Below are 22,100 nucleotides of genomic sequence, written 5' to 3' on the forward strand. Positions count from 1 at the left end.
ACTGAGCAATAAGGGATCCCCTCTCAGGAAAGAGCGAACATGCCGTTAACCATCAAGGTATTACTGGAAAACCGGCGTGCCGCTGGCGTAGACAAATCGCTAAAAGCGAAAGCCGGGTTGAGCCTGTGGATCCAGGATGAAACAGACGCGGTTTTGTTCGATACCGGCCCCGATGGCAGTTTTCTGCATAACGCAACGCAAATGGGCGTCGACCTCTCCCGAATGACCGCAACGGTGCTTTCACACGGCCACTACGACCACTGCGGTGGCGTACCCTGGTTACCCGATAACAGTCGCATCATCTGCCACCCGCACATAGCTAATGAACGCCACTCAGCGGTAACATTTCTTGGATATACCAGGAAAATCAAAAAATTATCACTGAATATTGATTACTCACGCCATCACATGGAATACAGCAGTGAACCTCTGCATATCAGCGAGCGCTTTATATGGTCAGGGGAAATCTCGGTTACCCAACCGCAGGCCTATGGTGTGCTCAGTGGCAAAACGGAGTCTGTGGATTACGTGATAGACGAAGGTGTACTGATTTATAAATCTGACCGCGGATTGGTGATCATTACAGGCTGCGGACATCGGGGGATCGTTAACATCGTTCGTCACTGCCAAAAAATCACCGGGATAAATCAGATCCATGCGCTGATCGGCGGTTTTCATCTGCGCTGTGCGTCACCGCACACAATATGGCAGGTCAGACGGTTTCTAAAACAGCAAAAACCGGAAAAATTAATGGGATGCCATTGTACCGGTGCATGGGGCCGGCTATGGCTGCCGAAAGTGATTGCGCCAGCAACGGGAGAGACTTTCGTTCTGGAATAAATACCGTCTCCGGCGGCGGCCCCTCATGGCCTCAGCCCTCTTTCCTCACGGGAAAATACATAGCAAAAACCAATAAATAGGATAAAACGCATACTGTTTTTTGATGATAAATCCTAGGGTTATGCTTAATCTAATCCCCCAGCATTTTCAGTGAACCCTCTGTCATGGAGTGAATAATGGCGTGTCATTTTGCCCGATGGATCCCCACATCCACCGTATTGGATACCCGTAGACTCCCCACCGACGTGATTGCTGCAGCTACTGCTTTTTCCGTTAAACGCCGCCAGAGATTCCTGCAAGGGCGTGTTCTGCTCGCAGAAATGATGTTTTATCTTTACGGGCTACCGACACTCCCTCCTATTGCCACTACCCCCACCGGACGTCCTTGTTTTATCGACAATCATCTGCCCGATTTCAGTCTGGCCTATGCCAGCAATACGGTGGGAGTTTTACTCAGCGAAGAAGGCAAGGTTGGCCTGGATATTGAAGTGATGCGCGCACGCGGCGGGCAACATAAAGAGCTTCAGCACCAATATCTTACACCGGCTGAAAGTGCCTGGATAAGCGCGCAGTACGATAGACTGGAGGCAGAAACGCAACTGTGGAGCATCCGCCAGAGCGTGCTGAAACTTTCCGGCCAGGGCAACAGCGGCCAATCAACCCTACGTCTGCATCCTTTTTCCGGCCACCTGCGTTCCAGCACCACACCAGATGTCCATGTGATGAGCGACGCCGATGAGTACCTGAGCTGGGCCTGTGCCCACACTCCCGGCTTGGAACGCTTGGTGTGTTGGCAATATGCAGAACAGCAGGGCCTGCAAAAAGACGGCGAGATATCACCGCGCAACCCAGCCGTTTCAACGCGCTTCGTCAAACTGACCAGCCTGGCGACGCCTGGTTAAAAAGGGCGGAAATAGCGCAAAAACCAAGATAAAACTTTCTTTACCATATAAATTTCTTAATAAAAATGTAAAGTCAGCTAAATATTCAGAAATCGTCTATTCTCTCCGCACGCTTTGCCCTACTATCTTCAGGTGTTCTAAGCTGAATCTGTTCATTCGAAAGGGAGAATCACCATGTCAGACCAAGCATTAAAAATCGTCACTCTGCTCGGTAGTTTGCGCAAAGGTTCGTACAACGCGATGGTTGCGCACGCGCTGCCAAGCCTTGCGCCACAAGGCGTCACCATTGAAGCGCTTCCTTCAATCCGTGATATCCCGTTATATGATGCCGATATGCAACAGGAAGAGGGTTTCCCTGCTACGGTGGAAGCCATTGCCGAGCAAATTCGTCAGGCTGACGGCGTTATCATCGTAACCCCGGAATATAACTACTCTGTGCCAGGCGGATTAAAAAACGCTATCGACTGGCTTTCTCGTCTGCCAAATCAACCCTTAGCCGGTAAACCAGTGGCCATTCAGACCAGTTCCATGGGGCCTATTGGCGGCGCACGATGCCAGTATCACCTGCGCCAGATTCTGGTATTCCTTGATGCCATGGTGATGAATAAGCCGGAATTTATGGGTGGCGTGATCCAAAATAAAGTGGATGCTCAGGCAGGTGAATTGATAGACCAAGGTACGCTGGACTTCCTGACCGGGCAGCTCTCCGCGTTCAGCGATTATATCCGCCGCGTGGAGTAAATGTTTTTTGACGCCCTCAGCAGAAAGCCGAATGGGGGCGTCACGCTAATGAGAGAACCATTGCCAACCCATTAAAAATAAAGTCATTACATTATGTATTTTTTCATTTTAGCCATATTACTGGCTTTCATCACCAGACCATTATTAGCCACAGAAATGCGCTACCCCGCCGGAGAAGAGCCCATCGCGCTGCCGGTACATAGCCCACTCAATGCTCAACTGTCACGCACGGCTCAGAATCAGGAAGATAAAAAGATCGCAGCCATGTCGTTATATCTGACGCTCATGCGAGAAGACGGTCGCAACATCTGGGCCCCCTACCAGCTGGCGGCTTCGTCAGCGGAAAAAGGCCAAACCGAACTGGCAGAGCGGTACCTGCAGTTGAGCGCCGATCGCGGATTATGGTATTACTACAATCTGCTGGAAGACGACGCCTTCAATAGTATTCAACACAGCAGCACCTATCAGTCGATCTTGGCCGTTACCAAGGCCCGCTATCTGCAGCATGCGCATTGGTTTGAAGGTAAAGCCAGCTACGCCATTCCGGCTGGCACACCGCCCCCCGAAGGCTGGCCAACGGTGGTATATCTGCATGCCTATGGCAAAAGTGCCGGTATATCTCCCGAGGAGCGCGTGCTGTTTAGTGAGATGGGCGTCGCCTATATTGAAATCAACGGCACCCAGATGCTGTCGGAAAACAGTTTCCGCTGGTCGAATTACAGTGACGAGAGCACCCAAAGCGCCATTCAGCGGGCGCTGCAACCGTTAATAGCGGAATTAAAACTCAACCCACAACAGGTCTATCTGAGCGCACGTGGCCAGGGAGCGCTGCATGCCGCCAATCTGTTAGCCAAGTACCCACAGCATTATGCTGGCGCACTGTTAATTGCGCCTCAGGGCGAGATCAAACAGGCACAGCAATCTCTGGCGAAAAATAAACGGATGGTGGTGGCGTATTACGATCGGCAAAAATTTAGCGATCAAGCGCTGGCAATGCACTTTGCCAATCTGTTCAGCGAAGATAATCAGGTTGAGGCACTGCATTTTGCGCAGGGAGAGAACCCAGATGCGGGCTGGCAGGCACGCTTCAAACGGCCATTACAGTGGCTACTGAATCAGGCGCCGGATGCAACGCCTGACGCATAGAACACCGGGGCCGACGCTTGTCGGCCCCGGTGGCATCAATGTCCGTCGACAAAGACAATCTTCAGCACAAACAACAGCGCGACAACGACCACGCATGGGCTGATTTCACGCCAGCGGCCGGTACCCAATTTCATCACACAGTACGAAATAAAACCGAGTGCGATACCTTCGGTAATAGAGAAACTGAACGGCATCATCACCGCAGTAACAAACGCCGGTACGGCTTCGGTCAGGTCATCCCACTTCACCCGTGCCAGGCTGGATGTCATCAGTACGCCAACGTAGATCAGCGCACCGGCAGCGGCATAAGCCGGAACCATACCCGCCAGCGGTGACAGGAAAATCACCAACAGGAACAAGATACCGGTCACCACTGCGGTCAGGCCGGTACGGCCACCGACAGAAACCCCGGCGGAACTTTCAATGTAGGCTGTAACGGAAGACGTGCCGACAAACGAACCTGCTACCGAGCTGATACTATCAACATACAGTGCCTGCTTCATGCGCGGGAACTTGCCTTTGTCATCGGTCAGCCCAGCCTTGTCAGTCACCCCGATCAGAGTACCGGAGGAGTCGAACAGGTTTACCAGCATGAAGGAGAAAATGACCCCTGCCAGACCAATGTTCAGCGCGCCTGCCAGATCAACCTGACCCACGACCGAAGTTATGTTCGGTGGCATGGAGAACAGACCGCCGTATTTCACATCACCCAATGCCCAACCGATCAGGGTTGTCACCACGATAGAAACCAGCACCGCCGCGTGGAAGTTACGCGAAGACAGCACAGCGATGATAAAGAAGCCCAGCGCACCTAACAGCACGTTGTGCGAGGTCAGGCTGCCTATGGTCACCAGCGTGTCCGGATTAGCCACCACGATACCGGCATTTTTCAGCCCCATCATGCCGATAAACAGGCCGATACCACTGGTAATCCCCACCCGCAGGCTCATGGGAATATTGGCAATCATCCAATAGCGGATACGGAAAATAGTCAGCAACAGTAAACCGACCGCGCCCCAGAAAATGGCTCCCATGCCAACCTGCCATGAAATGCCCATAGCACCCACGACCACAAAGGCGAAGAACGCATTGAGGCCCATCGCGGGTGCCAGCGCAACCGGCAGGTTTGCCAGCAAGCCCATCAAAATACTGCCGAAAGCGGCAATCAGACAGGTTGTGACAAACACGGCCTGCGTATCCATGCCCGCCGCGCCCAGAATTTGGGGGTTAACGAACACGATATACACCATAGTCAAAAAGGTCGTAATACCGGCAATCGTTTCCGTACGCGCCGTAGTTCCATGTTGCTTGAGTTTAAACACGCGCCCAAGCAAGCCTTGCTCAACGTCAAGGCCAGATACTGGTTTGCTCATTATCAGAATTCCGAAGAAGGGAATGGAGAGTCGCCGGCTATCCTATAACAAAAAGTAGGGGTTTTGACGCCGCTCACAGATTTTTTTCGCCGTCTTTACGGCTATAACCCTCAACAGATTGTATTTACTGAAATTGATAGGCAAACCAGGATTCTGATGTCGCAATCGCACCCGATCTGGGTAAAGTGGCACTATCGCTGCTTAATTAAAGGACATGACGCTGATGAACCAGGTTGACTGTATTTTGTTTGATTGTGACGGCACGCTGGTAGACAGTGAAGTGCTATGCAGCAAAGCCTATGTGCACATGTTTGCTCACTACGGTATACATCTGTCGCTGGACGAGGTGTTCAGAAAATTCAAAGGGGTGAAGCTGTACGAAATTATCGAACAGGTTAATGCAGAACATGGCATCAATCTGGCAAAGGAAGAGCTGGAACCCTTATACCGCCAAGAAGTGGCCCGTCTATTCGACAGTGAACTGCAGCAGATTGCCGGGGCTCGTGAACTGCTGGCACAAGTAACAGTGCCTATCTGCACCGTATCCAATGGCCCGGTCAGTAAAATGCAGCACTCGCTCGGTCTGACCGATATGTTGCACTATTTTGATGACCGGTTGTTCAGCGGCTATGATATTCAACGCTGGAAACCAGACCCAGCCATCGTATTCCACGCGGCAGAAAAAATGCAGGTACCGGTCGAGCGTTGCATTCTGATCGACGATTCCGCCGCTGGCGCCCAGGCCGGGATCGCTGCGGGGATCCCGGTATTTTACTTCTGCGCCGATCCGCACAATAAACCGATCAACCACCCGCTGGTTACCGTATTCGACGATCTGGCGCAGCTGCCCGCGCTGTGGCGCGAGCGGGGGTGGCAGCTAACGGCAGATTAACTGGCCGGTAGCGGTGGCTTATTACGCCACCAGCGCCATGACCGTTTCAGCGCTCGAGTCTGTGGGCTGAAACGGCGGTTGGCCGCATTGGCCAGCAAATCCAGCGCCAGACAAAACACGAAGTACACCCATGCGACAAACAGGAACACTTCCATCGGGTACACCATGCTGCGGTTATTGACCTGAGTCGCCAGGAAGGTCAGCTCTCCGACGCCAACGATATAAGCCAGGGAGGTGTCTTTGATCAGCGAAATCCATTGGTTGATAAACGACGGCACCATCATACGCAGCGCCTGCGGCAGCACGATCATGCGCAGTGTTTGCCAACGGGTCAGCCCCAGTGACAAGCCGGCTTGCCACTGCCCAACGCCGATAGCGACAATGCCGGCCTTCACCGCATGGGCCAAATACGCGGAGGCGATCAGCGCCAGCGCGCATACCACGGTGGTGATTTCCGGGATATCGACGCCAAACACCATCGGCAATAAGAAATAGGTCCAGAAAATCAGCATGATCACCGGGATGGCGCGGAAGAAACCCAACACCGCCGCCAGCAAGCCAGCCGCCACACCGCGCGACATTGCCAATGCCACCCCCAGCAGCGTGCCGAGAATGGCCGAGGCCACACCGGCCATCAGACTGATCGCCAGCGTCAGCGCCGCACCGCCCAATGGCCCGTCTGGCCAGGTTCCCCACAGCAGATAGCCCAGGTTGTCATGAATAATGCTGAAATCCATCTTAATGCCCCCTCAGCGGCTTGCGCTGCTGTCGCCACATTCCCCAGCCTTCCAGCAACGCAATGATGGCGATGTACAACACCGTCGCCACACCAAATGCCTGGAAGGTGCGTAGTGTCTCGGTTTCCACCTGACGCGAAGCATAAGACAGTTCGGCCACGCCGATCGCCATCGTCAACGAGGAGTTCTTTATCACATTCATATACTGACCCAGCAGCGGCGGCATGGCGATGTTTAGCGCCTGCGGCAACACCACATAACGCATAGCCTGCCAGCCGGTTAATCCCAGCGCATTGGCCGCATATTTTTGCCCACTGGCAACGCCACGAATACCGGCTCGGATCTCTTCGGCGATAAAGGCGCTGGAGTACAACGTCAGGCCAAAGAAACCGGCAAGAAATTCAAACGACGGCCATTCAAGCGGGCCAATGTGATGTGAGGTGTTAAGCCATTGCATCGTGGCTGAAGGCAGGATCTGCCCGGCGGCGAAATACCAGAAGAACAGCTGCACCAGAAGCGGCGTATTGCGAAACAACGAACTGTAGCCCATCGCCAGCCATCGCAATGGGCGCAGGTGGCTGTCACGCATCGTCGTCAGTAAAAAACCCAACAACGTGGCGGCCAGGCTCGCACAGGCAGAAAGCCACAGCGTCAACAGAAAACCCTGCCACAGCCAGTTTAGGTATTGCGGCGCCAGCAACCAGTCCAGATTCATGGTCAATCCTTGTCTTACAAAATGCGTCAGGGGCGCAGCAAGCTGCGCCCCTACAAACAGATCTCAGCCCCGCAAAAAATCAGGCCTTCGGCTGTTGATCCAACGGCGCGATTTTGAAATCGCCGCGCGGCTGTGCGGTTTTGGTTTCCGGGCCGAACCAGCGATCGTAGATCTTCACCGCTTCGCCGTCTTTTTCCAGCGCGATCAGCGTGTCGTTAACCGTGGCCGTCAGGCGATCTTCCCCTTTTGGAATACCGACGCCCTGGTACTCTTTGGTAATGCTGAACGGGGAGATTTCGAAGTCCGCTTTCTGCGCGGCCGGCAGGTTGCCTAACAGGCCCACCAGCTTGGCGTCATCCTGGGTGATTGCCTGCACGTTGCCGTTACGCAACGCAACGAACGCCAGCGGGGTGTCATCGTAGGAGATCACTTTCGCCGTTGGATAATGCTCACGCAGCGTGATTTCCTGCACTGTCCCCTTGTCCGCACCGATACGCAGCTTTTTGATATCTTCCGGGGATTTCAGCACGCCTTTATGGGCAATAAATTTCTGGCCGGTAGCAAAATAGGGCACGCTGAAGTTCACTTCCTTGGCGCGCTCATCGGTAATGGTGAAGTTGGCGGCGATCAGATCGACCTTTTTCGAGACCAATAAAGGAATACGGTTAGCTGGATTGGTGGCACGCAACTCCACCTTTACACCCAGCGCTTTACCAATCGCATCGGCCACATCAACGTCATAACCCACCAGCTTTTTAGTTTGCGGATCGATATAACCGAACGGCGGGTTACTGTCGAATACCGCGATACGCACTACGCCAGCTTTCTTGATGTCGTCGAGTTTGTCCGCATGCGCGGCACCGGTAGCGAGGCTGGTCAAGCTGGCTAATAGCGTTAAGGCCAAAACGCGATGTTTCATGGGAAGCTCCTAAGGGGTTGATGTCCTGCTGGCTGCTACGCTAGCAAGACCCACTTAGGTCAGGAAATAATATAAAAAGCTATATTTATAACCATTTTGTATTTAAGGGTTTTAAACGGCATAAAGGCGCAGTTTTCTGCGCCTTTATAGGGTAACTCGCGAAGAGAATTACTCTTTTTTCTCGTCTGTACCGTCGGAAGACAACAGTTTTTCCAAGGCATCACCACCAATATGGCGGAAGTCCTGGCCTTTCACGAAGTAGAAGATGAATTCGCAAATATTCTGGCAACGGTCACCGATACGCTCAATAGAACGTGCGCAGAACAATGCAGTCAGCACGCTTGGAATGGTGCGTGTGTCTTCCATCATATAAGTCATTAACTGGCGTACAATGCCTTCATATTCCTGATCGACTTTTCTGTCTTCGCGATAAATTCGGATCGCTTCGTCCAGATCCATACGCGCAAAGGCATCCAGCACATCATGCAACATCTGCACGGTATGGCGGCCAAGAGACTCCAGACTGACCAGCAGAGGCTGGTGCTGGTGCGAGAATTTCTCCAGTGCCGTGCGACAGATTTTGTCTGCCACATCGCCGATACGCTCCAGCTCAGAGATAGTTTTGATGATCGCCATCACCAAACGCAGGTCGCTGGCAGTCGGCTGGCGTTTGGCAATGATGCGCACACAGGCCTCATCGATTGCCACTTCCATCATATTGACCTTGGCATCGCCTTCGATCACCCGCTTGGCCAACTCACCGTCCTGGTTATGCATCGCGGTAATGGCGTCAGTCAGTTGCTGTTCCACCAGCCCACCCATGGTCAACACCTGGGTACGGATGTGCTCAAGTTCTGCGTTGAACTGGCCGGAAATGTGTTTATTTAAATTCAGGTTATCCATGATGCATCCTATCAACCATAACGGCCAGTGATGTAGTCTTCGGTCTGTTTTTTCTGTGGCGCGGTGAACAGGGTATCAGTATCACTGAACTCGATCAGTTCGCCCAGATACATAAATGCCGTGGAATCAGAACAACGCGCGGCCTGCTGCATGTTGTGAGTGACGATCACCACGGTGTAGTCAGACTTCAGCTCGCTGATCAGCTCTTCAATTTTACCGGTGGAAATCGGATCCAGCGCCGAGCAGGGTTCGTCCAGCAATAAGACGTCAGGGCGAATAGCAATCCCGCGGGCGATGCACAAACGCTGTTGCTGGCCACCAGACAGGCTATAACCGCTCTGGTGCAGCTTGTCTTTGGTCTCGTTCCACAGCGCTGCCTTGGTCAGAGCCCATTGCACGCGCTCATCCATATCGGCACGCGAGAGCTTTTCAAACAGACGTACACCGAAGGCGATATTGTCGTAAATCGACATTGGGAACGGTGTCGGTTTCTGGAACACCATGCCAACCTTGGCACGTAGCAGGGCGATATCCGAGTTGTCCGTCAGAATATTTTGCCCATCCAGCAAGATGCCGCCTTCAGCACGCTGCTCGGGGTATAACTGATACATCTTGTTGAAGGTGCGCAGCAGTGTAGATTTGCCGCAGCCGGACGGACCGATAAACGCGGTGACCTTGTTTTTGGCGATATCCAGCGTGATGTTTTTCAGCGCATGGAATTTGCCATAGTAGAAGTTCAGATCGCGTACCTGAATTTTGCTGCTGGAAGCGTCAGTAACCATACTCATCAAGACTTCTCTCTTTTCATCAGCGCCGCCATGGCAGCGCTCAAAATTTTATGAATGCTTTTGCTTGGCGAAAACCACACGCGCCAAGATATTCAGTAGCAGTACGCACAGGGTAATCAACAGCACCCCTGCCCAGGCCAGCTCTTGCCATTCGGCAAACGGGCTCATGGCGAATTTGAAAATAGTCACCGGTAAGTTGGCGATCGGCTGCATCAGGTCTGTGCTCCAGAACTGATTCGACAGCGAGGTAAACAGCAGCGGTGCTGTTTCCCCTGCAATACGCGCAATCGCCAGCAACACACCGGTGATAATGCCGGAAACCGACGCTTTCAACGTGATGGCAGAAATCATGCGCCATTTCGGCGTACCCAGCGCGTAGGCGGCCTCACGCAGCGTATCCGGTACCAGCTTCAGCATATTCTCGGTAGTTCGGATAACGATCGGCACCTGCAACAGCGCCAGCGCGATGATCCCAGCCCAGCCGGAGAAGTGCTGCATCTTCGCCACCACGATGGTGTACACGAACAGGCCCACGACGATCGACGGGGCTGATAGCAGAATGTCGTTAATAAAACGGATCACCTCTGCCAGCCAGGATTTACGGCCATATTCCGCCAGGTAAATGCCAGCCATGATGCCCAGCGGCGTACCGAACACGGTAGCCCACAGGATCAGCAGACCGCTGCCGGCGATGGCGTTCGCCAGACCGCCGCCTGCGGTGTTCGGTGGTGGCGTCATTTCGGTGAACAACGCCAGCGACATGCCATCAATGCCTTTGGTCACGGTAGAGAACAGGATCCACACCAGCCAGAACAGGCCAAAGACCATGGTCGCCATCGACAAAAACAGCGCCAATCGGTTCTTCTGACGGCGCCATGCCTGCATTTTGCGGCGGCTTTCTAACAGCGCCAGGTCGTTTTGCATTTCCATAGTCGCCACGTTAGCGTCCCTCATTCTTGGCCAGACGCATAACCATCAACTTCGACAGCGCCAGGACGATAAAGGTGATAACAAACAGAATCAGCCCCAGCTCCATCAGCGCTGCGGTGTGCACCCCTGATTCTGCTTCAGCGAATTCGTTGGCCAGTGCCGATGTGATGCTGTTACCCGGCATATACAGTGAAGCACTGTCGAGCTGATAGGTGTTACCGATGATGAAGGTCACGGCCATCGTTTCGCCCAGCGCGCGGCCCAAGCCGAGCATCACGCCCCCGATCACACCATTCTTGGTAAATGGCAGCACGATACGCCAAATCACTTCCCAGGTGGTGCAGCCGATGCCGTAGGCCGACTCTTTCATCATCACTGGGGTTTGTTCGAACACGTCGCGCATTACCGCGGCGATGTAAGGAATAATCATAATCGCCAGGATCACCCCAGCAGCCAGAATACCGATACCGAATGCCGGGCCAGAGAACAGCTCACCGACAATAGGGATACCCGACAAAACGTCGCCGACCGGGGTCTGGAAATATTTGGCAAACAGCGGGGCAAACACGAATAGGCCCCACATGCCGTACACAATACTCGGGATTGCTGCCAGCAATTCAATGGCGATACCCAGCGGGCGTCTCAACCAGTTAGGTGCCAGCTCGGTCAGGAACAACGCAATACCAAAGCTGACAGGCACGGCGATAATCAGAGCAATCAGCGAGGTGACAACGGTGCCGTAGATGGGTACCAATGCGCCGAATTGCTCAGCAGGTGCGTCCCACTCTTTTGTCCACAGGAAGGAGAAGCCGAATTTCTGCATGCTCGGCCAGGAGGCAAAGATCAGTGAAACAATAATGCCGCCCAGCAACAATAGGGTAATCAGCGCTGCCAGTTTTACCAGCGCGCTGAAGATAACGTCACCATTTTTACTCGGTGCTTTAATGGTCGGCTTGTACTCAGCCATAGATCACTCTCTATTTTAACCCTGGCAGGCCCAACATGGGTTAGACCCTGAAAACTGAGTGGGGCGCGCTGAAACACGCGCCCCTGCGTTGTTAGTACAGCGCTTTACCTGAACTGTCTTTTACGTTGGATTTCCATGCTGCACGCACCTGCTCGATAACTTCGTTCGGCAGAGTGGCGTAATCCAGGTCATTAGCCTGTTTGGCACCCGTTTTGTATGCCCAGTCAAAGAACTTCAGGACTTCAGTGCCCTGAGCTGGATTTTTCTGCTCTTTGTGCACCAGAATGAAGGTGGTGGACGTGATTGGCCACACATTGTCGCCTTTCTGGTCAGTCAGATCCTGAGCGAAGGTTTTGCTCCAATCCACGCCTTTGGCGGCAGCGCTGAAGCTCTCTTCTGTTGGGCTAACGGCTTTGCCGTCGGCAGAAATCAGCTTGGTGTAAGCCAGGTTATTTTGCTTGGCGTAAGCGTATTCAACGTAACCGATAGAGCCTGGCAGACGTTGTACGAAGGCTGCGATGCCGTCGTTACCCTTGCCGCCCAGACCGGTTGGCCAGTTAACGGTAGAGCCTGCACCGATTTTCTCTTTCCACTGTGCGTTGGCTTTTGACAGGTAGCTGGTGAACACGAACGAAGTGCCTGAACCGTCAGCGCGGCGGACAACGGCAATGTTCTGATCCGGCAGCTTAACGCCTGGGTTCAGTTTGGTGATCGCCGGGTCGTTCCATTTCTTCACGTTACCCAGGTAGATATCGCCCAGGGTTTTGCCGTCCAGGATCAGTTCGCCGGATTTGATACCCGGGATATTCACCGCCAGTACGACGCCACCGATCACGGTAGGGAACTGGAACAGGCCATCAGCAGCCAGTTTTTCGTCAGTCAAAGGCGCATCAGAAGCACCAAAGTCAACGGTGTTGGCAACGATTTGCTTCACGCCGCCAGAAGAGCCGATGCCCTGATAGTTAACTTTGTTGCCGGTTTCTTTCTGATAAGAATCTGCCCACTTGGCATATACCGGAGCGGGGAATGTCGCACCTGCACCGGTCAGGCTAGCAGCAGCGAACGCGGACACGGCGGTCAGGGAGAAAGTCGCTGCCACAATACTGGCGACGGTGGTACGCATCAGTTTCATAATCCCTCCTAATGGGATATTTAAAAATCGACTTCGAGTCGTTTTCATCAGAGTAAGTATTGCTGCAGGAGGGAAAATAGGACAGTTTGGTGACAGTAAAATGTACGAAATATGACAGTTATATTACAACGCAAAAAGAAACACAGTAATCAAATAAAAATCATGCAGTTAAAGACAAAAACACGCAATAATTAATCAATAAAAAAACACATTACATCTCATCTATCCGCTTGAATATGACAACTTTTATCCCGGCTGTCGCATCATTGTCATATTTGATTAGGCCATGAAAAAAGCCGGCGCAGTGGCCGGCTTCCAGAGTCTAACAAAGAGGGATTACTCTACTGTGACAGACTTCGCCAGGTTACGCGGCTGGTCAACGTCGGTGCCTTTGATCAGCGCAACGTGGTAAGAGAGCAACTGCAACGGCACGGTGTAGAAGATAGGAGCCACGATCTCTTCGACATGCGGCAACGGGATGATGGTCATGCCTTCGCTGCTGACGAAACCGGCGTCCTGATCGGCAAACACATACAGCTGGCCGCCGCGCGCGCGCACTTCTTCAATGTTGGACTTCAGCTTTTCCAGCAGTTCGTTGTTTGGCGCAACCACGATCACCGGCATATCGGCGTCGATCAACGCCAGCGGACCGTGTTTCAATTCACCGGCAGCATAGGCTTCCGCGTGAATATAGGAGATCTCTTTCAGCTTCAGCGCCCCTTCCATCGCGATCGGGTACTGATCGCCACGGCCCAGGAACAATGCGTGATGCTTGTCGGAGAAACCTTCCGCCAGCGCCTCGATGCTCTTATCCATTGACAGCATCTGTTCGATACGTGCCGGCAACGCCTGCAGGCCATGCACAATGTCATGCTCAACGCTTTCTGCCATGCCTTTCAGACGGCCCAAACGCGCCACCAACATCAGCAATACCGCAAGCTGGGTGGTGAAGGCTTTGGTCGAAGCAACGCCGATCTCTGTACCGGCTTTGGTCATCAGCGCCAAATCGGACTCACGCACCAGTGAAGAACCGGCCACGTTGCACACCGCCAGCGACCCCAGATACCCCAGTTCTTTCGACAGGCGTAGCGCCGCCAGCGTATCGGCGGTTTCACCGGACTGCGACAGCGTAATGATCAGGCTACCTGGACGCACGGCAGACTTGCGGTAACGGAATTCGGATGCAATTTCGACGTCGCAAGGGACGCCAGCCAGGGATTCGAACCAATAACGCGCAACCATCCCGGAGTGATAAGACGTCCCACAGGCGATAATTTGCACGTGCTGAACCTTCGACAGCAGTTCGTCGGCACGCGGGCCCAGCTCGCTCAGGTTGATTTGGCCATGGCTGAAACGCCCTTCAAGGGTATTCTTCAACGCCAGCGGCTGTTCATAGATCTCTTTTTGCATGTAATGGCGGTAAGCGCCTTTATCACCCGCATCGTACTGCACCTGGGATTCAATCTCAGGACGCTCAACGGCGTTGCCCTGCTTATCGAAAATGCTCACGCTGCGGCGGGTCATTTCTACCACGTCACCTTCCTCAAGGAAGATAAAGCGGCGGGTAACCGGCAACAGTGCCAACTGATCGGATGCCAGGAAGTTTTCACCCACGCCACGACCGATAACCAACGGGCTTCCGGAACGTGCGGCCACCAGCACGCTTGGGTCACGGCTGTCCATCACCACGGTACCATAAGCGCCGCGCAGCTGAGGGATCACACGCTGAACGACTTCCAGCAAAGTGCCACCCTGGCGCTGCTCCCAATGCACCAGGTGAGCAATAACCTCGGTGTCGGTCTCGGAGCTAAAGTGATAACCGCGTTCGATCAGCAGTTCACGCAGCGGTTCGTGGTTTTCGATAATGCCGTTATGCACTACCGTAATGTAATCAGAAACATGCGGGTGCGCGTTAGCTTCGGTAGGTTCACCGTGCGTTGCCCAGCGGGTGTGAGCAATACCGGTGCCCCCATGCAATTCATGTTGTTCTGCGGCTTCGGCCAGTTTATTCACTTTGCCTACACGGCGTAAGCGGTTGACGTTCCCTTCAGCATCCACCACAGCCAAACCCGCTGAGTCGTAGCCACGGTATTCAAGGCGGCGTAACCCTTCCAACAGAATCTCTGCAATATCACGTTGCGCTACTGCGCCTACAATTCCACACATCAGTTGTATTCCTAATTAAACGCCTTTCGGGGCGCTTTCGATGTCTTGACCTGATTTTGCCGGTTTTTACCGTGCTTCCCCGAGCCTGTAGATGGTGGGGATTATCCTCTTCATCTTTCGCGCTGCTGCGTTATTGGCTACGAGTGCTCATCCCAGTCACTTAGCGAACTAAGCTCCAGGGAATTCACACTCTTGCCACCTAGCAGCAACGCAAAATCTATTGAGGACTTTTATGTTTTGTATTGGGCTCGTAAGCAGAGCCCAACGCAAAACACACTCGTTATTTCTTCTTCACCGGGCGCTGCCAGCCCTGAATATGCACCTGCTTGACGCGGCTCAGCACCAGTTCGTCATCAGCGATATCACGGGTTACTGTAGTACCGGCAGCAATCGTTGCGCCTTTACCCACAGAGACCGGTGCCACCAGTTGGGTGTCAGAACCGACAAACACACCGTCGCCAATAAGGGTTTTATGCTTGTTGGCGCCATCGTAGTTACAGGTGATGGTTCCAGCACCGATATTTACATCATCGCCAATCTCGGCGTCGCCAAGGTAACTCAAATGACCTGCTTTTGAGCCTTTGCCCAAGCGCGCCTTTTTCATTTCTACGAAGTTACCGACATGAGCACCGACAGCCAGCTCAGCCCCAGGACGCAGGCGAGCAAAAGGACCCACGGTACATTCAGCGGCCAACACCGCGTCTTCCAACACGCTGTACGGACTTATCTCGCAATCATCGCCGATCACGCAGTTTTTCAACACGCAGCCGGCACCGATTTTCACGCGATCCCCGAGCTTAACCGACCCTTCAATAATAACGTTGGCATCAATAGAGATATCACGACCGTGCACAAGTTCCCCGCGGAGGTCAAAACGCGCCGGATCCAGCAGCATTACGCCCGCCAACAACAACTTTTCAGACTGTTCTGCCTGATAAATACGTTCAAGCCGCGACAACTGCAGGCGGTTATTCACGCCTTCTACTTCGCTCAGGCGCGATGGGTGCACCGCTTCAATTTTCTTACCGTCAGCATGAGCCAGCGCAATAATATCGGTGATGTAAAACTCACCCTGCGCGTTGTCGTTGTTCAGCATCCCCAGCCAGCGTTTTAGATCGCCGCCATTAGCCACCAGGATACCGGTGTTGATTTCATTAATTTGACGCTGGGTTTCGCTGGCGTCCTTATGCTCGACAATCCCCACCACTGCATCATTCTCACGCACGATACGGCCGTAGCCGCTTGGGTCAGCCAGTTTCACCGTCAGCAAGCCAATGCCACCTTGTGGCTTCGCGGCCATCAAGCGTTGCAAGGTATCGACAGAAATCAGCGGGACGTCGCCGTACAACATCAGCACGTCTTCGTCATCGGCAAAATGTGGTGCAGCCTGTTGCATGGCATGACCCGTACCCAATTGCTCGGCCTGTAACACCCAGTTCAGTGCGCCGTCAGTCAACGTACTTTTCAGCAGATCGCCGCCGTGGCCATATACCAGATGGACATTTTTCGCGCCCAATTTCATTGCGGCATCAATGACGTGCTGCACCATGGGCTTACCCGCTAATGGATGTAACACCTTGGGAAGATCGGAATACATGCGTGTTCCCTTGCCCGCGGCGAGGATCACCACACTCATTGTGCTGTTAGACATAAGCAACCTGATAACTCCATTTTAATAGACGAAAGTAGAACCTTTTAGTGACGATATTACTACATATTTCTCTTCACGAACCCGGCCCAGACCATGGGGCACTAAGCACGCCGCCGCTAAGACGCTCACAGCCCAGAGATTGGCAGAACTGTCGGCGATCGGAGACATTTTTAGCCTCTATAACCGGTTATAACACCACTGTGCCAACCTGGCTGAAATGCTTATTTTAAAGCAAAAAAAAAGCGACCAAATAGGCCGCTTTCTTAATTTTGACTGCGTTATAAACGAGCCAAAATATTACATCGTTCTTCTGGTGAGCTCGATAACGCGCAATTTTGCGATCGCTTTCGCCAGTTCTGCAGATGCCTGAGCATAGTCGACATCGCCATGAGAGCTGTTGATATGTTCTTCAGCTTTACGCTTAGCTTCCAACGCTCTCGCTTCGTCGAGGTCCGTTCCACGGATAGCAGTGTCAGCCAGCACGGTGACCACGCTCGGTTGTACCTCAAGGATACCGCCGGACAGGTAGATGAACTCTTCTTCACCGTGTTGTTTAACAATACGCACCATGCCAGGCTTGATGGCAGTCAGCAGCGGCGCATGGCCAGGGAAAATCCCCAGTTCGCCTTCGCTACCTGTCACCTGGATCTTTTGTACCAGGCCGGAAAACATATGTTTTTCCGCGCTGACTACATCCAGATGGTAAGTCATAGCCATATCACCCTCCTCTCAAGGCGTTACAGTTTCTTGGCTTTTTCCACCGCTTCTTCAATGGCGCCAACCATGTAGAACGCTTGTTCAGGCAGGTGGTCATAGTCGCCGTCCATAATGCCTTTGAAACCACGGATGGTGTCTTTCAGCGATACGAACTTGCCCGGAGAACCGGTGAAGACTTCTGCCACGAAGAACGGCTGAGACAGGAAGCGTTGGATTTTACGCGCACGGGATACGACCAGTTTGTCATCTTCTGACAGCTCGTCCATACCCAGGATTGCGATGATATCTTTCAGTTCCTGGTAGCGTTGCAGAATGGACTGCACGCCACGCGCTACATCGTAGTGCTCCTGGCCAACTACCAGCGGATCCAACTGACGGCTGGTGGAATCCAGCGGGTCAACGGCCGGGTAGATACCCAGAGAAGCGATATTACGGCTCAGTACCACGGTTGCATCCAAGTGAGCAAAGGTGGTGGCTGGTGACGGGTCAGTCAAGTCATCCGCAGGAACATAAACGGCCTGTACGGAGGTGATAGAACCGGTCTTGGTAGAGGTGATACGTTCTTGCAGAACGCCCATCTCTTCCGCCAGCGTTGGCTGATAACCTACCGCAGATGGCATACGGCCCAGAAGTGCGGACACTTCGGTACCGGCCAGGGTATAACGGTAAATGTTGTCAACGAACAGCAGAACGTCGCGGCCTTCATCACGGAATTTCTCCGCCATGGTCAGACCGGTCAGAGCAACGCGCAGACGGTTACCCGGTGGCTCGTTCATTTGGCCGTAAACCAGGGATACTTTGTCCAGTACGTTGGAGTCGTTCATTTCGTGGTAGAAGTCGTTACCCTCACGAGTACGCTCACCCACGCCTGCAAACACGGAATAACCGGAGTGCTCGATCGCGATGTTACGGATCAGCTCCATCATGTTTACAGTTTTACCCACACCCGCACCACCGAACAGACCGACTTTACCGCCCTTAGCGAACGGACAAATCAGGTCCATAACCTTGATACCGGTTTCCAGCAGGTCCTGGGAGTTGGACAGATCTTCGTAGCTTGGCGCCGGACGGTGAATCGCCCAACGTTCTTCTTCGCCGATGTCGCCTTTCATGTCGATTGGTTCACCCAATACGTTCATGATACGGCCCAGGGTAGCTTTACCTACCGGTACTTCAATTGGGTGTTCCAGATCGTTCACTTTCAGACCGCGGCGCAGACCATCTGAGGTCCCCATCGCGATACAGCGAACTACGCCACCGCCCAACTGCTGCTGAACTTCCAGCACCAACTTCTCGGTACCGTTTTCTACCTCAAGAGCATTGTACACTTTTGGTACGGCATCCTGAGGGAACTCGACGTCCACTACGGCGCCGATTACCTGGATAATCTTTCCAGTAGCCATCTTGAATCCTCTACGTAATTCGTTTACCCGGCCTAGTTCAAACTGCTGGTGCGTTGACTGTCTTATCTCACCCCAGTGGCTTACTTTAGTAAGCGCCTAGGGACGTGCCAGTTGTCGCCTTCCCGCAATCTGAACGATTTAGGGTAATAACCTGGTTAAACCGCGGAGGCTCCCGAAACGATCTCGGTGAGTTCCTGAGTGATGCTGGCCTGACGAGCCTTGTTGTATACCAACTGCAGCTCTTTGATCAGGCTACCGCCGTTATCGGTTGCGGCTTTCATCGCTACCATTCGTGCGGCCTGCTCGCTGGCCAGGTTTTCCACGACGCCCTGATAAACCTGCGATTCCACATAGCGGCGCAGCAAGGTATCAAGCAGCACTTTTGGATCGGGTTCATACAGGTAATCCCAAGATTTTTTCTTCAGCTCACCGTCATCGGAAGGCGGCAACGGCAGCAGCTGAACGATCTGCGGTTCCTGGGACATCGTATTGATAAATTTGTTGCTGACAATGTACAGCTTGTCCAAACGACCTTCGTCGTAGGCTTGCAGCATCACTTTCACCGGTCCGATCAGGTCTGACAGGGAAGGTTTATCCCCCATGCCGGTGACCTGGGCAACAACGTTACCGCCAACGGAACCAAAGAAAGAGGCCGCTTTAGAGCCAATCAGCGCCAAATCAACTTCAACGCCTTTTTCGGACCAGCCTTTCATCTCTGCCAACAGACGCTTGAACAGGTTGATGTTCAAGCCGCCACAGAGACCACGGTCAGTCGACACCACCAGATACCCGACGCGCTTAACGTCACGCTCATCCAGGTACGGGTGCTTATATTCCAGATTACCCAGAGCAAGGTGACCAATCACTTTGCGCATGGTCTCTGCATAAGGACGGCTGGCCGCCATGCGTTCCTGCGATTTACGCATTTTGGAGGCGGCGACCATTTCCATCGCTTTAGTGATCTTTTGCGTGTTTTGCACGCTCGCGATCTTACTACGTATCTCTTTTGCGCCGGCCATCTCTGCTTCTCCTCATTGCCAGACGGCCTGCTGTCTTTCAACTGCAGGCCGCTGAGCGTTACCAGGACTGGGTTTTCTTGAAGGTCTCGAGGATGCCTTTCAGCTTGCCCTCGATCTCATCATTGAAATTGCCAGTTTGGTTGATGTGGTTCAGCAACTCGGCATGCTCGCGGTCTGCGTAAGCAACCAGCGCGGCTTCGAAGCTCACGACTTTCGCGACTTCAACGTCGTTTAGGTAGCCACGTTCTGCGGCAAACAGGACCAGAGACTGTTGTGCGACGGACATCGGCGCATACTGTTTCTGTTTCAGCAGCTCGGTCACTTTCTGACCGTGGCTCAGCTGTTTGCGGGTCGCATCATCCAGATCGGAAGCGAACTGAGAGAACGCAGCCAGTTCACGATACTGTGCCAATGCGGTACGAATACCACCGGACAGTTTTTTCATGATCTTGGTTTGCGCTGCACCGCCCACACGGGATACAGAGATACCCGGGTTAACTGCCGGACGAATACCGGAGTTAAACAGGTTGGATTCCAGGAAGATCTGACCATCGGTAATCGAGATTACGTTGGTCGGAACGAACGCGGAAACGTCACCCGCCTGGGTTTCAATGATTGGCAGAGCAGTCAGTGAACCGGTTTGGCCTTTGACTTCACCTTTAGTGAAGGCTTCAACATACTCGGCGTTAACACGCGCAGCACGCTCCAGCAAACGGGAGTGGAGGTAGAATACGTCGCCTGGGTAAGCTTCACGACCTGGTGGACGACGAAGCAGCAGGGAAATCTGACGGTAAGCAACGGCCTGTTTGGACAGGTCATCATAAACGATCAGCGCGTCTTCACCGCGGTCACGGAAGTATTCGCCCATCGCACAACCGGCATACGGTGCCAGGTATTGCAATGCAGCAGATTCAGACGCGGTAGCAACCACAACGATGGTGTTTGCCAGTGCACCGTGCTCTTCCAGTTTGCGCACCACGTTAGCGATGGTAGACGCTTTCTGGCCGATAGCCACGTAGACACATTTGATGCCTGAATCGCGCTGGTTGATGATCGCATCGATTGCCAGAGCAGTTTTACCTGTCTGACGGTCACCGATCACCAGCTCACGCTGGCCACGGCCGATTGGGATCATGGCGTCAACAGATTTGTAGCCAGTTTGAACTGGTTGATCTACAGACTGACGCTCGATAACACCAGGGGCAATAGCTTCAACCGGGGAGAAACCGTCGTTATCAACCGGGCCTTTACCGTCAATAGGTGCGCCCAGGGTGTTAACTACACGGCCCAGCAGGCCACGGCCAACCGGAACTTCCAGAATACGGCCAGTACATTTTACCTTCATGCCCTCGGCCAGATCCGCGTACGGACCCATAACCACGGCACCTACGGAGTCGCGCTCCAGGTTCAATGCGATTGCGTAACGGTTACCTGGCAGTGCGATCATTTCGCCCTGCATAACTTCGGCCAGACCGTGTACGCGGATGATCCCGTCACTGACGGAAACAATAGTACCTTCATTGTGAGCTTCGCTCACCACATTGAACTGAGCAATGCGCTGCTTGATCAGTTCGCTGATTTCGGTGGAATTCAGTTGCATGCTCCAGTCCCCTTAAGACTGCAAGACGTCTGTCAGGCGTTCAAGACGACCGCGAACGCTGCCATCAATCACCATATCGCCAGCACGGATAATTACGCCGGCCAGTACAGACTTGTCAATTTTGCAATTCAGCTTAACTTTGCGTGACAGACGTTTTTCCATCGCAGCGACAATATTTGCCTGCTGTTTGTCGCTCAGTGCGCTCGCAGAGAGCACGTCGACTTCGACGGTGGATTCCAGCAAGGCGCGCAGTTCGGTGAACTGCTGCAGCACGGCAGGAAGAACCAGTAAACGTCCATTTTCGGCCATTACACGGATAAAGTTCTGGCCATGTTCGTCGAGTTGATCGCCACATACCGCGATGAACGTCTTGGACAGCATCTCTGGCGCCATAGCGCCAGACAGCAGTTCAGAAATCTGTTCATTGCGAGTGACATCAGCAGCAAACGCCAGCATATCCTGCCAGCGCTCTACGCTTTGATGCTCAACGGCAAAGTCAAAAGCTGCTTTGGCGTAGGGGCGAGCTACAGTTACAAATTCAGACATCAGCCCCTCCCTC

General features: G+C 53.3%; 21 protein-coding genes. 5 read left to right on the plus strand and 16 right to left on the minus strand.

What is annotated here, in order from left to right; translation table 11 throughout:
- Positions 1-39 precede the first annotated feature (39 nt).
- The 4 genes from ACI2J2_RS19370 (at position 40) to ACI2J2_RS19385 (ending at position 3,629) form a co-directional block, all read left to right on the plus strand.
- Complete coding sequence (locus tag ACI2J2_RS19370; protein ID WP_404760647.1) at positions 40-840, plus strand: MBL fold metallo-hydrolase; 801 nt, start codon at positions 40-42, stop codon at positions 838-840.
- A 176-nt stretch (positions 841-1,016) separates the two neighbouring features.
- A complete protein-coding gene (locus ACI2J2_RS19375) occupies positions 1,017-1,742 on the plus strand; it encodes a 4'-phosphopantetheinyl transferase superfamily protein (RefSeq protein WP_209638066.1) in 726 nt (241 codons plus the stop codon).
- Between the two features lie 174 nt (positions 1,743-1,916).
- A complete protein-coding gene (locus ACI2J2_RS19380; RefSeq protein WP_404760648.1) occupies positions 1,917-2,483 on the plus strand; it encodes an NADPH-dependent FMN reductase in 567 nt (188 codons plus the stop codon).
- Positions 2,484-2,576: 93 nt separating this feature from the next.
- A complete protein-coding gene (locus ACI2J2_RS19385; RefSeq protein ID WP_404760649.1) occupies positions 2,577-3,629 on the plus strand; it encodes a hypothetical protein in 1,053 nt (350 codons plus the stop codon).
- Between the two features lie 35 nt (positions 3,630-3,664).
- On the opposite strand, the gene ACI2J2_RS19390 is transcribed toward ACI2J2_RS19385, so the two are convergent.
- Entirely contained in the window at positions 3,665-5,002 is a 1,338-nt protein-coding gene (locus ACI2J2_RS19390; protein WP_037421216.1) for an NCS2 family permease, read from the minus strand.
- A gap of 223 nt (positions 5,003-5,225) precedes the next feature.
- Between ACI2J2_RS19390 and yieH the strand changes: the two genes are divergently transcribed.
- Positions 5,226-5,894, plus strand: a complete 669-nt coding sequence (yieH, locus tag ACI2J2_RS19395; RefSeq protein WP_265556639.1) for a 6-phosphogluconate phosphatase — start codon at positions 5,226-5,228, stop codon at positions 5,892-5,894.
- On the opposite strand, the gene ACI2J2_RS19400 is transcribed toward yieH, so the two are convergent.
- The 15 genes from ACI2J2_RS19400 to atpH form a co-directional block, all read right to left on the minus strand.
- A complete protein-coding gene (locus tag ACI2J2_RS19400) occupies positions 5,891-6,631 on the minus strand; it encodes an amino acid ABC transporter permease (RefSeq protein ID WP_404760650.1) in 741 nt (246 codons plus the stop codon). The two genes, yieH and ACI2J2_RS19400, sit on opposite strands and share 4 nt — an antisense overlap.
- Before the next feature lies 1 nt (position 6,632).
- Positions 6,633-7,346 carry an amino acid ABC transporter permease gene (locus tag ACI2J2_RS19405; protein ID WP_209638076.1) on the minus strand — a complete coding sequence of 238 codons (714 nt, stop codon included), beginning with the start codon at positions 7,344-7,346 and terminating at the stop codon, positions 6,633-6,635.
- A 79-nt stretch (positions 7,347-7,425) separates the two neighbouring features.
- Positions 7,426-8,265 (minus strand): ABC transporter substrate-binding protein, encoded by an 840-nt coding sequence (locus ACI2J2_RS19410; RefSeq protein WP_209638078.1) that lies wholly within the window; start codon positions 8,263-8,265, stop codon positions 7,426-7,428.
- Positions 8,266-8,433: 168 nt separating this feature from the next.
- Positions 8,434-9,168, minus strand: coding sequence for a phosphate signaling complex protein PhoU (gene phoU / locus ACI2J2_RS19415; protein WP_209638080.1), 735 nt, complete (start codon positions 9,166-9,168; stop codon positions 8,434-8,436).
- A gap of 11 nt (positions 9,169-9,179) precedes the next feature.
- Entirely contained in the window at positions 9,180-9,950 is a 771-nt protein-coding gene (gene pstB, locus ACI2J2_RS19420; protein WP_369804765.1) for a phosphate ABC transporter ATP-binding protein PstB, read from the minus strand.
- Positions 9,951-10,004: 54 nt separating this feature from the next.
- Positions 10,005-10,886, minus strand: coding sequence for a phosphate ABC transporter permease PstA (gene pstA / locus ACI2J2_RS19425; protein ID WP_404760662.1), 882 nt, complete (start codon positions 10,884-10,886; stop codon positions 10,005-10,007).
- Between the two features lie 10 nt (positions 10,887-10,896).
- Positions 10,897-11,853 carry a phosphate ABC transporter permease PstC gene (gene pstC / locus ACI2J2_RS19430; RefSeq protein WP_037421236.1) on the minus strand — a complete coding sequence of 319 codons (957 nt, stop codon included), beginning with the start codon at positions 11,851-11,853 and terminating at the stop codon, positions 10,897-10,899.
- Between the two features lie 91 nt (positions 11,854-11,944).
- Positions 11,945-12,985 (minus strand): phosphate ABC transporter substrate-binding protein PstS, encoded by a 1,041-nt coding sequence (gene pstS, locus ACI2J2_RS19435; RefSeq protein WP_265556633.1) that lies wholly within the window; start codon positions 12,983-12,985, stop codon positions 11,945-11,947.
- 336 nt (positions 12,986-13,321) lie between these two features.
- Positions 13,322-15,151 carry a glutamine--fructose-6-phosphate transaminase (isomerizing) gene (gene glmS, locus ACI2J2_RS19440; RefSeq protein ID WP_404760651.1) on the minus strand — a complete coding sequence of 610 codons (1,830 nt, stop codon included), beginning with the start codon at positions 15,149-15,151 and terminating at the stop codon, positions 13,322-13,324.
- A 280-nt stretch (positions 15,152-15,431) separates the two neighbouring features.
- Positions 15,432-16,802, minus strand: coding sequence for a bifunctional UDP-N-acetylglucosamine diphosphorylase/glucosamine-1-phosphate N-acetyltransferase GlmU (glmU, locus tag ACI2J2_RS19445; RefSeq protein ID WP_404760652.1), 1,371 nt, complete (start codon positions 16,800-16,802; stop codon positions 15,432-15,434).
- 297 nt (positions 16,803-17,099) lie between these two features.
- Entirely contained in the window at positions 17,100-17,519 is a 420-nt protein-coding gene (locus ACI2J2_RS19450) for a F0F1 ATP synthase subunit epsilon (protein ID WP_209638090.1), read from the minus strand.
- Between the two features lie 20 nt (positions 17,520-17,539).
- Complete coding sequence (atpD, locus tag ACI2J2_RS19455) at positions 17,540-18,922, minus strand: F0F1 ATP synthase subunit beta (protein WP_020837712.1); 1,383 nt, start codon at positions 18,920-18,922, stop codon at positions 17,540-17,542.
- Positions 18,923-19,077: 155 nt separating this feature from the next.
- Positions 19,078-19,941: a F0F1 ATP synthase subunit gamma gene (atpG, locus tag ACI2J2_RS19460; protein ID WP_209638091.1), complete on the minus strand. Its 864-nt coding sequence runs from the start codon at positions 19,939-19,941 to the stop codon at positions 19,078-19,080.
- 58 nt (positions 19,942-19,999) lie between these two features.
- Positions 20,000-21,541, minus strand: a complete 1,542-nt coding sequence (atpA, locus tag ACI2J2_RS19465) for a F0F1 ATP synthase subunit alpha (protein WP_209638093.1) — start codon at positions 21,539-21,541, stop codon at positions 20,000-20,002.
- Between the two features lie 12 nt (positions 21,542-21,553).
- Complete coding sequence (gene atpH / locus ACI2J2_RS19470) at positions 21,554-22,087, minus strand: F0F1 ATP synthase subunit delta (protein ID WP_209638095.1); 534 nt, start codon at positions 22,085-22,087, stop codon at positions 21,554-21,556.
- Positions 22,088-22,100 lie beyond the last annotated feature (13 nt).

The sequence above is a fragment of the Serratia sp. NPDC087055 genome (assembly GCF_044900985.1).
Taxonomy (GTDB): domain Bacteria; phylum Pseudomonadota; class Gammaproteobacteria; order Enterobacterales; family Enterobacteriaceae; genus Serratia.

Bases quoted from the DNA above. Each gene is read 5' to 3' on its own strand.
- ACI2J2_RS19380 (WP_404760648.1), top strand. From the start codon at position 1,917: ATGTCAGACCAAGCATTAAAAATCGTCACTCTGCTCGGTAGTTTGCGC.
- pstS (WP_265556633.1), bottom strand. From the start codon at position 12,985: ATGAAACTGATGCGTACCACCGTCGCCAGTATTGTGGCAGCGACTTTC.
- glmS (WP_404760651.1), bottom strand. From the start codon at position 15,151: ATGTGTGGAATTGTAGGCGCAGTAGCGCAACGTGATATTGCAGAGATT.
- pstC (WP_037421236.1), bottom strand. From the start codon at position 11,853: ATGGCTGAGTACAAGCCGACCATTAAAGCACCGAGTAAAAATGGTGAC.
- yieH (WP_265556639.1), top strand. From the start codon at position 5,226: ATGAACCAGGTTGACTGTATTTTGTTTGATTGTGACGGCACGCTGGTA.
- ACI2J2_RS19410 (WP_209638078.1), bottom strand. From the start codon at position 8,265: ATGAAACATCGCGTTTTGGCCTTAACGCTATTAGCCAGCTTGACCAGC.
- atpA (WP_209638093.1), bottom strand. From the start codon at position 21,541: ATGCAACTGAATTCCACCGAAATCAGCGAACTGATCAAGCAGCGCATT.
- ACI2J2_RS19385 (WP_404760649.1), top strand. From the start codon at position 2,577: ATGTATTTTTTCATTTTAGCCATATTACTGGCTTTCATCACCAGACCA.
- atpG (WP_209638091.1), bottom strand. From the start codon at position 19,941: ATGGCCGGCGCAAAAGAGATACGTAGTAAGATCGCGAGCGTGCAAAAC.
- ACI2J2_RS19390 (WP_037421216.1), bottom strand. From the start codon at position 5,002: ATGAGCAAACCAGTATCTGGCCTTGACGTTGAGCAAGGCTTGCTTGGG.
- ACI2J2_RS19405 (WP_209638076.1), bottom strand. From the start codon at position 7,346: ATGAATCTGGACTGGTTGCTGGCGCCGCAATACCTAAACTGGCTGTGG.
- glmU (WP_404760652.1), bottom strand. From the start codon at position 16,802: ATGTCTAACAGCACAATGAGTGTGGTGATCCTCGCCGCGGGCAAGGGA.
- phoU (WP_209638080.1), bottom strand. From the start codon at position 9,168: ATGGATAACCTGAATTTAAATAAACACATTTCCGGCCAGTTCAACGCA.
- ACI2J2_RS19450 (WP_209638090.1), bottom strand. From the start codon at position 17,519: ATGGCTATGACTTACCATCTGGATGTAGTCAGCGCGGAAAAACATATG.
- atpD (WP_020837712.1), bottom strand. From the start codon at position 18,922: ATGGCTACTGGAAAGATTATCCAGGTAATCGGCGCCGTAGTGGACGTC.
- pstB (WP_369804765.1), bottom strand. From the start codon at position 9,950: ATGGTTACTGACGCTTCCAGCAGCAAAATTCAGGTACGCGATCTGAAC.
- ACI2J2_RS19370 (WP_404760647.1), top strand. From the start codon at position 40: ATGCCGTTAACCATCAAGGTATTACTGGAAAACCGGCGTGCCGCTGGC.
- pstA (WP_404760662.1), bottom strand. From the start codon at position 10,886: ATGGAAATGCAAAACGACCTGGCGCTGTTAGAAAGCCGCCGCAAAATG.
- ACI2J2_RS19375 (WP_209638066.1), top strand. From the start codon at position 1,017: ATGGCGTGTCATTTTGCCCGATGGATCCCCACATCCACCGTATTGGAT.
- ACI2J2_RS19400 (WP_404760650.1), bottom strand. From the start codon at position 6,631: ATGGATTTCAGCATTATTCATGACAACCTGGGCTATCTGCTGTGGGGA.
- atpH (WP_209638095.1), bottom strand. From the start codon at position 22,087: ATGTCTGAATTTGTAACTGTAGCTCGCCCCTACGCCAAAGCAGCTTTT.